The sequence below is a fragment of the Dyadobacter sp. SRI_021 genome, from assembly GCF_057586235.1.
The window spans coordinates 347,938-362,094 of record NZ_JBYCZM010000001.1; the positions used below are offsets into that span (position 1 = coordinate 347,938).

Sequence of the window (14,157 nt, forward strand, 5' to 3'; positions counted from 1 at the left end):
CGCACACACTCGGCGATTTTCGGGACAGTTTACGATAATCGCTAATCTGACTTCATGTATGAAACGAAGAGTTCTCCCCCATTTTCTTTTTTGCCTGGCATTAACCTTCCAGACTGTGCTCGCCCAGGCACCCTATAAATTCACTTTCCAGGGAATAGCCATCAATAATATGGCTCAACCAGTTCAGAATGCTTCCATAACCGTCAAAATAAGTATCATAAAAAGTCAGGTTCTTGGCCCTGTTGTTGTCGAAGAAACGCAACCTGCTCAAACGGACTCAAACGGTATGTTCACCATAGTTGTCGGAGCAGGCGGTGGCGATCTCTCCCAGGTAGAATGGCCGTACGATATTTTCTTTCTCAAAGCGGAAGTTGATGATGAAAACAACGGCAAATTCCATTTCATTGGGATGACCCAGCTTCTAAGCGTTCCATATTCTCTTTACGCAAATGAATCCGGAAAGTGGCGGAATACGGAACCGGTTGTTCAAAGGAGAGATCTGAAAAATGGACAAAGTCTTCCTCCAATTGGTGCAGGAGCGAGAATGATATGGTATCCAGGCAAGGCCGCTTTCCGTGCGGGAGCAAATTTCGATAAATGGGAGGATCAGGGAATAGGCCGGTTTACCTTTGCCTCGGGATTCAACACAGAAGCTTCCGGAGATTTTTCCACGGCTTTGGGTGACCGCTCTTCCTCCACCGGCGAGTTTTCCATATCGGGGGGCTTCGTCAGCAACGCCAAAGGAAAATCAGCGATCGCATTGGGGTATTCAAACGAGGCCCACCAAGATCATTCAATCGCACTCGGACATACTTCGCAGGCGTTCAATCCATTTTCCATAGCCTTTGGCTCCAGCGCCACGGCCATGGGCGATTACGCCATTGCATTCGGACATCACACAATAGCCAAAGCAAATTTTGGCGTCGCCCTGGGGCTTTTTAATAATTCATTCGACCAACCTAACGGAAGTTTAACAGACAGGCTGTTTCAGATCGGTAATGGTCTGGACATCAATAATCGCTCCAATGCACTGACAATCCTGCGGAACGGAAACATAGGCGTTGGCGGAAAAGCTGTCAGTCCCCAGTTTATCCTTGATGTAGGATCACGCATGAGAATCCGGCACGACAACGCAACTTCGGGGCTTTACCTAGATAATTCTCAAAATAATCCGGAGGGCTTCATGGGAATGAAAACCGACAAACAGATCGGCTTCTACCTCAACGGTGCGTGGCGGTTTTGGATTGATGAAAACGGAAACGCTTCCACACCCTTTGGGGTGCTTCAAGTTTTCAGTTCCGATGAACGATTGAAACGGGATATTACTCCATTGAAAGGCAGCATCGATGCCGTCACCCGTTTACACGGTTATCATTATCATTGGATCGATCCCAAGCGAGGAACAGAACTGCAAACGGGTGTGATAGCCCAGGAAGTTGAAAAGTACTTCCCCGAACTCGTCCAACAAAACGAGAAAGGGTTTAAAACGGTGAATTACATCGGCCTGATTCCACATCTGATAGAATCAGTCCGGGAATTGAAAAATCAAACGGCGGAGATTGCCGAGCTAAGAAAGGAAATTAGTGAGCTCAAAGCACTGGCAGGTGGAAATACCAACAAAAACGCTGCGCTGCAAAATACAACCAAAACTAAGTAGAACTAGACTTCATTTTTTTGAGGGTTAAGGGTGATTCAAACAGAGACCGCCGGTTCGGCTGTCTCTGTTTTGTTTCCAGGCAAATTAACTTTTGGATGTTTCGCTTAACTGCCGCTCTAACGCCCGCCTGGTCAATGAACCGTAGGTGATTGCTGCCGTAATGCTGATCAACGACCACATCCCGTAGTCCTTTACAAACCCACCCGCATCCTTTAATCCTGCAAAATATGCCGCAATACCGCAAGCGGCACCGACAATCCCGGCTAGCAGAAAAGATAATATGCATTGCCACACCCAGCGCCCCGGCTTCGGTAGTAACGAGCCCACCAAACCGGCATTGATCATGCCGATCGTTGCGTACATAAAAATGATATCGAACGGAATGTACAAAGTATAGTAACCAAGCCAGAAAGCGGCAGGTACAAGCAATAGAAAATAGCCTAAACCCTTGAATGTACCGATAGAAAAACGGATTTGAAGCGCCCCGTTTTGCCCTATAACGAGTAGCACGATAAAAGTTACGAGCGAGACATTGTGCATAACAAGCTGTGGGCCAGTCAGGACCTTATCATGTGGTCCGGTAAAATAATGCGCCAGAAAGGGGTGTAGAACGGCCAAGCCTAATGCATTGGCAAAAATGTGGTTGCGGACCCAAATTTTCAAAAGCAGGGCAGTTTCCCGGAAAGGAAGTGCAGGAGCCTCCGCCGGAAGAATCATTTCATTTTTCATCGATATGGCTGAATAGTTTATGTGCAAACATCGCAGGAACTCCCTTGCGACAATACAAAGGTATTCCCCGCGTAGCGGGCAAATACTTGACGATCGTCAAGAAAGCACGGAGCTCGCCAGCCGTTTTCTTATACGGCTCAAACTTTCGGCACTAACGCCCAGCATATTGGCCAGGTGTTTCAACGGTACACGTCTTGCAAAGTCAGGCTGATGTTCGAGCAAATGCAGGTAACGGTCTTCCGGGCGGTCCCAGGTGAGTCGCGAGGCGCGTTCAGCGGCCTCCTGTGCTGCCCGCTCGCTGATCACCCTCGAAAAGCGCTCGAAAGCGGGACATTCTGTCAACAGTAGCTCGCGATCCGTTTTGGAAAGCGTCAGAACGATAGAGTCTTCCATCGCAACTGAATTATTGATGGTAGGCGTACCCCGGTAGAAACTGTCAAAATCGGTGAAGAATTGATTTTCAAAGTTGACATTGCAGGTTTTTTCCACGCCCTCGCGCCACGTGAAATGGCGAATAGCGCCCTTGCTTACAAAACCGATAAAGTCGTATTGCCTGCCTTCCCGGATAAGGAATTGCTTCCGTTTCAGTCTGATCGTTTTTAAATAGCGCGCCACGATAGTCAGCTCCTCAGCCGACATTCCCGCCACTTCCCGACAAAGATTTAGCAGAGACTCGGTCATAATAAATTTAAAATAAGATACTTATCACAAAAATACCTTAAACCGATTGCCCGAAAATGCCGTTCACGAACTCCGGCCTGTCACGAATGCAGCACTTCGGGCATATCCTTCCTGAAATCCTCCCCGTAAATCCGGTTATATTCACGGGCGAAGTTCTCAAAAGTGGTTTTTGCGAGCGAATGCTTGCCCAAATGGGCCAACGCCTTGCATTTGAGAATCATTGCTTCCTCATTCACAGGATCAAAATAGAACACGTAGTTGGCCAGCTTCACGAGAAACTCGGGATCGTCGGCAATTTTGATCGACGACGCATAACGCAGGTAGGCATCGACGATCTCGTTCGAAATCTCGGATTTGAAGCTGTCCAGCCATTCATATTCCACATTCGAAAGGAAATTGCCCCGCTTGGTAATGCTGGCAAGCTCAATGATGCTTTGCTTCGTAAGCAGTTTACGGTTTCCGAGCAATGTGAGGTAATGCATATAATCAACCTCGATCTTCTCAAAGTCTATTTTGATCTTCCAGTAACCCGTCTCTTTCGATACCTGGCAATACTTCATCTTGTCGAGGATCGCTTTCAGTTTCGCGATATTCACGGAACGGTTGTTCCGCGCACTTTCCGATGGCTTATCGAACCAAAGCAGTTCCTTTAATTTCTCCGAACTGATTCCGTCCCAACGGATAGAGTAAAGTAGTATTACCAGAAATAGCTCCTTCACCAACGGGCTGAACTGCTTGGTGATCTCATTTCCGTCCTCATCATATAACTGTAAATTACCGAACAGTAGAATGCAGCTTTTATAAGGCAGCGCCTTTTCGACAACCTCTTCTTCCGTCACCGGCTGCTCAGCCCCGGGTAATAGCTCCGGCACGGCCCCTACTACCGGCGCCTTTGTCGCTTTTTGCTTGCCCAGTTGCCCCGGCATGTAACGATAGAGCCAATACGCCAGCAACACAGCCAGGAAAATCGCGCCGATGATCCACACGCTGCGTCCTAGCGGACCTCCCATCGAGGCTATTTGCGGGGCCACGGTTTCGAGTGGTGGGGCGTAAAGCGAGTAAATCGCTACCCTAGTCTGCAAATTCGCGTCTCTGTAAAGCGTCACGGCAACGAAGCGGCCATTGGCCTTGTCATAAAAAAGATCGGCAAAAGACTCGATATCAATAAACTGGTAAGGCACTTTCGAGCCTACGGGCGTGAACTCCGGACGAGTGAGTGACCCCTTGATCAGTTGCAGCTCGGAGCTGAATTGATGCTTCGGAAATATCAATGCATAGTAAGAGCTATCCTGCTCATTGATAATCATTGAGTTAACAAAGACAAAATCCTCCTTCGGTACTGTTAATTCATAGATCTTCCTGAATTTCCGCTGCGCACGGTCGAAATAGAGCAGGTCATACCAATTCCGCGGGTTGAGCATTTGCTGTCCGGTGGAGCTGCCATATCCGCCTATCACATACGCGCCTCCTTGCGTGGCGCCCAGCGCGGCCAGGTACCGGGGTGTGAAAACAGAATCTTCCAGTGCAACTTGCTGCCAAGTTCCGGACGGCAGATGGTAACGCTGCACTTCCTTTTTATAGGCAAGATGCCCGTAACCTCCCAGCACATAGATCGAAGAATCGGCAGGCGAAAGGAATTTATTGGCGTGGAGGTAGTAAGTCTTGGCCTGGGCGGGAATATCATTCTTATCCCAGCTGCGTGTTGCCGTATCAAAGGCTGTAACCTGCTTTTCGTTCAGAAAAATGTTATACAAACGGTTTCTCCCCGTATCAAACAGTACCTGGTTATCCACATAAACAGGCTGCTTTCCACTCCGGTAAGGCATCGTTACCAACCGGTTGCCCGCCAGGCTGAACCGCACGAGCGAATCTTGCGCCACGACAAAGACGTTACTGCTTTTTTCATCGAATCCGACGCGCACGTAGCCTTTCAATGTAACGGTTTGCAGGAGCTTCCATTCGTAATGCAGCTTTTTGATCCAGATCGGGTGGGTGGCAGCTGCGGCTTTTTGCCGGATTTCCTCCGTGGCTTTCAGGCCATCCGTTTCGTTCAAAGGCCAGTGATAGACTGTCCGTCCGCCCTGGCGCAGTTCCACGTTCCGGACCTTCATCGGCGGTACGTCGGTGGTGCGGAATTCCTTGTACTGGTTAGCACCAAAAAGGATCTTATAACAACCCTTCGTTACATATTTTACGGGTTGAGAAAAGCTGTGGTTTCCGTACACGACGGTAATCTGTTGCTTCTGCTTTTGAAAACGCAGGGTAATCCGGTTCCATTTGGCGAAAAGATCATCTCCGCGGAAGTCGAACGAAATGGGTGAAAATTGCTCCCCGATCACGAGTTTGAAATGGTTCTGATTGACGGAGCTATTGTCGTAAATCAGGTCGATATTCTGCTGATCATCCCCGATGACGCGGACAATGTAGCCGAAATAGGTCTTTTTATTCCTCAAAAAGGACAGCTCAAAAGCGAGCTCGAAGTCGTCGTCCAGGCAAATCGGTCCCTCCGGACTCAGGTCGAGTCCTGTGCGTTTGTCCTGCACTGCTTCAAAGCTCTCGAAACCAAGCCCGTACGACTGGGCCCTCACCTGAAAAGCGACGCCCAGCAATACAATTGACCAAAAATAAAAGAGAATAGACCTGAATTTCATAAGAGCGGGTTGGCGGGAAAACCGTGGGAAGTTTTCTCCTGGCAATGCATTTAAGGGTTCTGTTAATCGATTGTTAAGCTTTTCTTAAGTAACGCGCGTTTAATTCGTGTTCGCTTCCCAAAACTATACTTGCACGATATCAATTTAAAGTTAAACAATAACCAGGGTTTTTAATAACCCGCTAAATAGTGGTCTGTTTTTTCAGGAAAGCCCGGCACAACCAGCTATCTATACTTTTTAAAACCATAACCAACCAAAATATAAGCGCCGAAACCGTCATTAAATTTGATTAAGCATGATTCAACCCTTTAAAAAACTGACTAATTCCTCATTCATACTTGCTTTTTGTTTGCATTCTTTAACCAGTCCTGCACAAAAAAGTCCTGAAAAAGACAATCTGCAATATGTCGACCTGCGCATTGGAAACGTAGGCCAGCTTCTGGAACCGACCCGGCCCACCGTGCAGCTGCCCAACCAGATGATACGCATGTTCCCCATTCGCCAGGATTACCTCGACGACCAGATTTCGAGTTTTCCGGCCATCATCGTATCGCACCGGCTCGGTCAGGCATTTGCATTGCGGCCCGGCACTCGGCCTGTCTCCGCCGATTCATGGAAACACAAAATGGCCTACGATCACGACCTGGAAGTGCTCCGGCCTTATTATTACTCCACTTATCTGATTGACGACGAAGTAAAAGTAGAATTTGTCCCCGGCAAAAAGGCCGGCATTTACCGCTTTCAATTTCCTAAGAATAGTCAGAAAAACATCCTTTTCGACCAGTATAACAATGGGGAAAGTAGCTGGAAATTCACGGGCGGAAAAGAAATAATCGCCCGCGAAATTTACCATGACGACATCCCCATTTACCTCTACGGAACATTCAGCGAGGCGGGTAAAACAGGGTCGCTTGATGGTGAAAATGTTGTATCCGGGAACGAAGCAAAAGGAAAAAGCCTCAAAGCCTACATTACATTCCCCGAGCATGCTTCCACGATCGAATTTCGTTACGCGATTTCGTTCGTAGGCGCCGAACAGGCGAAGAAAAACTTTGAAACCGAGGTAAAAAACACCGGGTTTGAAGACCTAAAAAAAGCGGGTGAACAGATTTGGGCTAAAACAATCGGACAAATCCGTGTAGAAGGCGGTACCGAGGCGCAGAAACGGAGCTTCTATTCATCGCTTTACCGTACCTATGAGCGCATGGTGGACATTTCAGAAGACAATCAATATTACAGTGGTTATGATAAAAAGGTCCACACCAGCGAGCGGCCGTTTTATGTAGACGACTGGACCTGGGACACTTATCTCGCGCATCACCCGCTGCGTGTGATCCTGAACCCGGCACAGGAGGAGGATATGTTGCAATCATTTGTGCATATGTATGAGCAAAGCGGCTGGATGCCTACATTTCCGGTGCTTTTCGGCGATCATGCATGTATGAACGGCTTCCATTCCTCGGTAACCTTGCTGGACGGCTACCGCAAAGGCCTTAAAAACTTCGATATTGCCAAAGCGTACGAGGGCATGAAAAAGAATGCCGAGCTGGCGACCATGCTTCCCTGGCGAAACGGTCCCAAATGTGAGCTCGACGACATCTACCATTTGAAAGGCTTCTTCCCCGCGCTTGCTCCGGGCGAAAAAGAGACTGTAAAACTGGTCGACGGCTTTGAAAAACGCCAGGCCGTAGCGGTTACCCTGGGCGGCAGCTACGACGACTGGGCAGTGGGCCAACTGGCGAAAGATCTCGGTAAAAATGCCGATTCTCAGAAATTTAACGCCCGGGCAACCAACTACAAAAATCTTTGGAATGAAGAAAAACAAATGTTCATTCCCAAAGACAGCCAGGGCAAATGGATTGCCATCGACCCGAAATTCGACGGCGGAATGGGTGGCCGTGATTTTTATGACGAAAACAATGGCTGGACTTACAAATGGCAGGTGCAACACGATGTGAATGGTCTCATTGATTTAATGGGAGGCAAAAAGAAATTCGAAAGCAGTCTCGATCAACTGTACCGGGAAGGGCTCGGTCGTAGCAAATACGAGTTCTGGGGCAAATTTCCAGACGCAACGGGCCTGGTAGGACAATATTCGATGGGTAATGAGCCGAGCTTCCATATTCCCTACCTCTATAATTTTACCGACTCTCCCTGGAAAACGCAGAAACGCATTCGCTTCCTCCTCGATGTGTGGTTCAAAGACAACGTCTTCGGGATTCCGGGTGACGAAGACGGGGGCGGTATGACCGCATTTGTTGTATTCTCTTCGATGGGTTTCTACCCTATCACCCCTGGTTTACCGGTTTACACGATCGGCAGCCCTGTTTTCGAGAAAGTTTCAATCGATCTGCCGAATGGGAAGGAATTTAAAGTGATTGCCAAAAATTGCTCGGTGGTTAACAAATACATTCAAAGTGCAAAAATGAATGGTAAAGCACTGAATGTCACCACATTCACGCACGAGGAACTGGTGAACGGCGGAACGCTGGAACTGGAAATGGGGCCGTTGCCGAATAAGGGGTGGGGAGTTGGGGAATGAGTGAATGACTGAATGATTGAATGATTGAATGATTGAATGATTGAATGAGCGAATGATTGAATGAGCGAATTTTGAATGACTAAATTTTGGGGATTAGGGACTATCGCGTTAACTGTGTAAACTTTCAATCTAAGTCCTGTCTTAATATTTGGAGTAGGTGTTTATCAGTTAATTGATCGCTCATTCAATCATTCAATCATTCAAAATTCTTCTGATACCCCACCGGCGTCACGCCTGTCCACCGCTTGAACGCTCGGGAGAAAGCACTTAACTCGTTGTATCCTAACATGTAGGATATTTCTTTTACGTAGTACTCTCCACTTTCCAGGTAATGCAGTGCCAGCGATTTACGTACGTCATCGGCCAGCTCCTGATAGGTAACTTGCTCGTCTTTCAGTTTTCGTTGCAGGCTGCGCGGGCTCACATTAAAATTGGCAGCCATTTCTTCCAGCGAAACAAGGCCCAGATAGGCATTTTTTAACAAATATTGCTGCACTTTCTCCTGCCACGAATCTTTGCCGGCCTTTCCGGATGCTGCTGTACCGACTTTCTGCAAAAGACTTTCCTGCAAAGCGTAATTGGCGGTAAGGATCGGCATATCCCAATATTTACGGTCAAAAGAAATGGCATAGTCATCCTCCGAATGGGTCGGGACACAGCGCAGAACGCGTTCCAGCTCGGGGGCTGCGGCGTCGGTAAAAGGCATCGTGATATGTTCCGGGCGTATGCGCGCCAGGATGAGCCCGTCGAGTTCGTGCACGGCAAAAACGAGAAAAAAGCTGATCATTTGTTCGAATGCGAAGGGGGAAGCCGCGCGGCGGTTCTCATCCGGATGCAGGCGAAGCGTAAAGGTCTGCGTGTCAAGCTCAACAGTCATGCCAAACAAATTAGTGATCAGCGGCGTAAGGGCAACGGCGTGCTTCACTCCTTGTCCAACCTTAGTACTGCTTTTGATAATCTCGCCTACGATCCCCAAAGCAGCCAGTTGCAGCGATTCGCCCAAATGAAGCCCAAACAGCGCGTCGTTGCTCAGGTGACACGCATTCAGCCACAGATCGTTGAACTGTTTCGGACCTATTTCCAAATCTCCGCCGTTCGTGAGCGCTTGGAGATCGATACCCGAAAGACGGCAGAGTTTTTCCAACGGGAGATCACGCTGGGCGGCATATGCCATGAAAGCGAGGACAAATTGTTTTTGCTGATCGTTCATAGGGTAAATTTAAACGCTCCACCCTGAACGTAAAAGCACTTGTCGTATAATGGTAAGCGATTGTCGCTCCCGATCCCCTTAAAATAAAATAGCCCTCCGGCAGCACCGGAAGGATATTTATGATACTCAACGTTAATTAATGCACAAATTTACTGTGTATACAACAGTACCTTTATAGAGTTAAAACGTTGCAAATGTAGATACATTTCTACAACTCAAACCCTCAATAAATTTTTAGATTTGTGTGCTATCCACTAATGTCCGTATCCTTTGATCAACTGTTATGAAGATATTGATCGTCGAAGACCATCCTCTAATCCGGATGGGACTGAAACTTCTCATTTCCGAATCGGATCCAAAAGCCTCTGTCACTCAGTGCGATACATTCCCAGAAGGCCTTGCATTGCTGGATCAGGACCGGTTTGACCTACTGATCCTGGATATTGACATTCCAGGCGGAGAGAACATCAAAATGATGAACATGATCCGCGGCAAACAGCCGGACATCATCATTTTGATACACTCGGGATACGACGAGCAGGTGTACGCATTGCCCTACATTAAGGCGGGCGCCAACGGGTTTCTTTCTAAACAGGCCTCGCACGATGAATTCAAGGCGGCACTGAAAGCCGTGATGAGCAAAGGCAAATATGTGAGTTACCAGGTGCAACAAATCCTGCTCAATACGATCAAAGACAACAATTTCGGTAAAGTAATGAATCCTATTACCAGCCTTTCTCCTAACGAAATGCGCGTGATGCAGCTACTGACCGAAGGCAAATGGACCAAGGAGATAGCGGCGATCATGAATGTGAAAGAGAATACGGTAAGCACTTACAAACGTCGTATTTTCAATAAGTTGGATGTGGTAGATTCGATTGAGCTATCCAAAAAGGTTTCGCTGCTCAAACAGTTCTAGCCGTATGAAATTGCAGGGTAAAGCACGTTTGCCCGCTTCGCTGCTGGGGTAAGGAAACCTTATCTGCATAGCCGACAGGGTGCGGACTGTGCCTCCCGAACTACTTCGTAAAAAATATATTGAACAAATATAAATGCAGAAATTTTGCAAACAAGCGTAGTATAAAAACTACTACATAAGTAACCCAAATTAAATTAAACAATCATCTTATGCATTAAAGTTATTTCTATTACTTCATACAATTAATTGATTTACAAACGATTGCGTGTAGATTTTCTTAAATAACCACAGAAAAGATTCTATTCTCCATTTGTTTCAACGCTACAAAGGCAAACGGATAAGCCACTTAAATTTACCGCATGGGAACGGTATTCGGATCCCGCTGGGAAACCTTTATGACCCGTTTCGTAAATGAAACACATACTGCTTATTGAAAACCATTCCATTGTAAGGCTTGCAACCCTTTTCATTATACGTGACGTGCTCCCGGCTGTCACTTTCTGGGAAACCGACAACTTTCCGGATGCCTTGCACATCGTTTCCACACAAAGACTTGATCTGATCCTTCTCGACATTAACATTCCCGACGGCGAGGGATTTCAAATGATCGCGAAGATCCGCCGGCTCCAACCCGAAGTCGCCATCATGGTATTCTCAGCTATCGACGAGGAGCTGTATGCCATGCATTATCTCAAAGCCGGGGCAAATGGTTTTCTTTCTAAAAACGCCTCCACGGAGGAGATCCGAACGGCTATTGTGGCTATGCTTACGAATGGCCGGTATGTAAGCGAAATGGTGCGGCAGCTCCTCCTTCGCGGTAACGTCACGCCGGAAGTGCGGCAAAGCAATCCGCTTGCCGCACTTTCTCAACGTGAAATCGAAGTAATGGACCTGCTGCTGCAGGGTAAGTGGATGAAGGAAATCGCCACATTCCTGAATATCACCGGTAGTTCGGTAAGTACCTACAAGCTGAGAATCTTCGAGAAGCTGGGCGTCGACACGGTCATCGAACTTTATCAAAAGGTCAGCAGGCTGAGGGAGTAATCCTTCGACGGTTAGCCCATCAACTCCTCCCGTAATCTGCGCGCTACCACCTTATCTTCGCCGGGCTGCAACATCCAGGCTGTGATACGGATAAGGTTGGCCCCTTTGAGTGTATCCTCAGTGGCGGGGTCAATGGAATCTGAGCCCGCCTGATAGTAGTATAACGGTAATCCGGAGAAGCCTGCTTCTATGGATGGCGAGCCGAACCGAAGCTTATCGCGCAGCTCGCGGCCTGTCAGTTTTACGATGCTATCGTCCCAGCTGACCGTCAGCGTCGGCGTGATATTTCCGAGTTCGGGGATCGTCACTTTGGTGGTAATGCCGGGGAGATCCTTCACTGCATTTTCGATGCGCGCAATTTGTGCTTCCCAATCCTTCCATTCGCGGTCGTGATCGCCGGAGATGAATTTCTCGAGTGCCACGTACATGCCCAGTATTTCTTCCTTATTAACCTTGTGTCCCCGTGCGACTGTGAACCCGCGCGGAGGCGCGTTCAGGCGGGCGGCTGCGACGATGTCTTTGCGCCCCATTAATATCCCTGCGCTTTGCGGGCCACGCATGGCTTTGCCTCCGGAAATAAACACCATATCGAAACCCATGTCGTTGAACTTCCAGAGATTGGAAACCGGCGGCACATCAGCAGCAATATCAATCGAGGTAGGAATATTATGCTTTTTGCCTAATGCGATCCATTCCTCGTGTTTGATATGCCCGGCATGCGCTGTAATATTCAGGAAATGCAGCAATGCTGTTTTCTCATTGATAGCCTTTTCCACGTCCTCGATCGTCTCCACCTCAACCACGGTACAACCCGTGTTCAGAAAAGCATGGTTATATCGCTCGTTGTGGGATTTCTGGCAAATCACTTCCGACTTCATCCCGGTCCCTTCCAGGTGCGGCAGCTGTTCCACCTTACGTACATCCAGGCCCGTGAGCACGCCCGCGAGGCCGAGTGTCATAGCCGAAAAAGCGCCGCACGTCACCATCGCCGCTTCCGAGTGTACCAGTTTAGCGATCTTCTCCCCCACCTTGTCCTGCACTTCATCGATCATACAAAAATGCCGGGAGGTGTTTTCGATCGTTTCCACAACTTCATCATGCATAATGCATCCCGACATATAGGTAAGCGTTCCGGCCGCATTGATGAACGAGCGGATGCCGAGCTCGGCAATAACATCCCGCTTTTTCTTGCGGGACACATAATCAGCCCGCTCCCCGGAAACCGGAAGCGAGCCGATTAATGGCAATGTGGTAAGGCTTTGAATAACTTTTCTGCGTTTCATGGGTTCAGGTTTTGCTTGAAACGCAAGATACGAATGAGTGAGTGAATGAGTGGATTTTGAATGACCGAATGACCGAATGACTGAATTTTGAGGGACTATCGCATTAACAGTGTAAACTTTCAATCTAAGTCTTGTCTTAATATTTGGAGTAGGCGTTTATCAGTTAATTGGTTGATCGCTCATTCAATCATCAATCATTCAATCATTCAGTCATTCAATCATTCAGTCATTCAGTCATTCAGTCATTCAGTCATTCAGTCATTCAATCATTCAGTCATTATCTTTCCCCTTCGGCACGATCCGGAAATTGTCAAACGCCATATCACAATCGAGGTCGCCGCCTCCGTGGAAGAGCAGGCGCGTGTAGTAGCCTTTGGCGCTGACGGTGAGTTTTGAGCCTGCACTTTCATAGCTTGCTGCGATCTCGTCGAATGGTATCACCACCGTTTGCCATTGTCCTTTGGTATCGTAAGGCGGCAACCAGGTATATTGGCTATCGTTGAAGCCACTCGCCAGCCCTGCGGTAATTTTCAATACGTTATTATTGTAAGGCTTAATGGTATTGACTTCAAATTTCAGGACATAATTGGCGGGTTTCAGGATCGCCGAGTCAGGGATGTTCTTGCTGATGGCCCCCATTGCATCGGGCGGGCCACCGGCCACCTCGGTCCATTGCCAGCCACCTATCGCCTTTTTGACCCGGATATAATTACCATTGATCGACGGCGGAGCTCCCGCGCCCGGCATCGAAACGACAAATGCCGGATTCCACCAACCGGTAAACGGATCGCTGCTCAGGAAAATGTTGCGATTGTCACGGAACCAGAGGTCGGACTTCGTTTCACCGAATTTGGTTTTAATCGTCAAAGGTCCAGGCTGCGCCCCCTCCGGCACAGTGACCTGTATTTCCTGATCCTTCACATTAACTAGCATACCCTGTTTTCCTCCTGCAAATGTTACGGTAAGCGGTTGGTAAAAGAAGTCGCCGCGAATCGTGGCCACGCCCCCTGCCGGAACATACTCGCTCAGCATCGCCGATATGAGCGGCTCGCTGATCTTCACTTCAAAGCTATGTTCCAGGGTCTTACCATTGGAGAAGATGATCCGCATTTTGTTACTGATCTCGTTCGGAATCTGCGTCGGTATCGAAACCAGGATCGTCGTACTCGTGATGTACGTGGGCGTCAGGCTCGCGCGCTGGTCGTTGAACCAGATTTCCTTCGCATCCTGCAAGTTTTCTCCCACAATGGCGATCAGATCCCCCTGCCCGGCCCCGGTAAGCAGCGAATCGGCATCTTCCGGGTCGGTCACGCGGATGAAGTTGACCACAGGCTCACCGTTGTTTGGAAGATCGTCCTTCTGGCAAGAAATACTGAATGCAGTAATCAGCGCCAATGCGGCCATCAGCGCAAGGTTTCCTAGATTAAATAGTCTATTCATA

10 protein-coding genes are annotated in these 14,157 nt (G+C 48.3%); 4 read left to right on the forward strand and 6 right to left on the reverse strand.

What is annotated here, in order from left to right:
- The first annotated feature begins 58 nt into the window (after positions 1-58).
- On the forward strand, positions 59-1,657 hold the full coding sequence (locus AC2YIT_RS01355) for a tail fiber domain-containing protein (protein ID WP_430843200.1): 1,599 nt from the start codon (positions 59-61) through the stop codon (positions 1,655-1,657).
- Between the two features lie 84 nt (positions 1,658-1,741).
- Here the strand turns inward: AC2YIT_RS01355 and AC2YIT_RS01360 are convergent, their stop codons facing one another.
- The 3 genes from AC2YIT_RS01360 to AC2YIT_RS01370 form a co-directional block, all read right to left on the reverse strand.
- The gene (locus AC2YIT_RS01360; protein ID WP_487278003.1) at positions 1,742-2,386 is read right to left on the reverse strand and encodes a hypothetical protein; all 645 of its coding nucleotides are present in this window, start codon (positions 2,384-2,386) and stop codon (positions 1,742-1,744) included.
- 96 nt (positions 2,387-2,482) lie between these two features.
- A complete protein-coding gene (locus tag AC2YIT_RS01365; protein WP_430843196.1) occupies positions 2,483-3,067 on the reverse strand; it encodes a Crp/Fnr family transcriptional regulator in 585 nt (194 codons plus the stop codon).
- 80 nt (positions 3,068-3,147) lie between these two features.
- Positions 3,148-5,718 carry a Kelch repeat-containing protein gene (locus tag AC2YIT_RS01370; protein WP_487278004.1) on the reverse strand — a complete coding sequence of 857 codons (2,571 nt, stop codon included), beginning with the start codon at positions 5,716-5,718 and terminating at the stop codon, positions 3,148-3,150.
- Between the two features lie 295 nt (positions 5,719-6,013).
- On the opposite strand from AC2YIT_RS01370, the gene AC2YIT_RS01375 reads away from it, so the two are divergent.
- Complete coding sequence (locus AC2YIT_RS01375; RefSeq protein WP_487278005.1) at positions 6,014-8,260, forward strand: GH92 family glycosyl hydrolase; 2,247 nt, start codon at positions 6,014-6,016, stop codon at positions 8,258-8,260.
- 196 nt (positions 8,261-8,456) lie between these two features.
- On the opposite strand, the gene AC2YIT_RS01380 is transcribed toward AC2YIT_RS01375, so the two are convergent.
- Positions 8,457-9,470 carry an AraC family transcriptional regulator gene (locus tag AC2YIT_RS01380; RefSeq protein ID WP_487278006.1) on the reverse strand — a complete coding sequence of 338 codons (1,014 nt, stop codon included), beginning with the start codon at positions 9,468-9,470 and terminating at the stop codon, positions 8,457-8,459.
- 283 nt (positions 9,471-9,753) lie between these two features.
- On the opposite strand from AC2YIT_RS01380, the gene AC2YIT_RS01385 reads away from it, so the two are divergent.
- Both AC2YIT_RS01385 and AC2YIT_RS01390 read left to right on the forward strand, forming a co-directional pair.
- Positions 9,754-10,389 (forward strand): response regulator transcription factor, encoded by a 636-nt coding sequence (locus AC2YIT_RS01385; RefSeq protein ID WP_430843188.1) that lies wholly within the window; start codon positions 9,754-9,756, stop codon positions 10,387-10,389.
- 411 nt (positions 10,390-10,800) lie between these two features.
- On the forward strand, positions 10,801-11,433 hold the full coding sequence (locus AC2YIT_RS01390) for a response regulator (RefSeq protein ID WP_487278007.1): 633 nt from the start codon (positions 10,801-10,803) through the stop codon (positions 11,431-11,433).
- Positions 11,434-11,444: 11 nt separating this feature from the next.
- On the opposite strand, the gene AC2YIT_RS01395 is transcribed toward AC2YIT_RS01390, so the two are convergent.
- On the reverse strand, positions 11,445-12,716 hold the full coding sequence (locus tag AC2YIT_RS01395) for an aminotransferase class V-fold PLP-dependent enzyme (protein ID WP_430843184.1): 1,272 nt from the start codon (positions 12,714-12,716) through the stop codon (positions 11,445-11,447).
- 270 nt (positions 12,717-12,986) lie between these two features.
- Positions 12,987-14,156, reverse strand: a complete 1,170-nt coding sequence (locus tag AC2YIT_RS01400) for a glycan-binding surface protein (protein ID WP_487278008.1) — start codon at positions 14,154-14,156, stop codon at positions 12,987-12,989.
- Position 14,157: the final 1 nt, after the last annotated feature.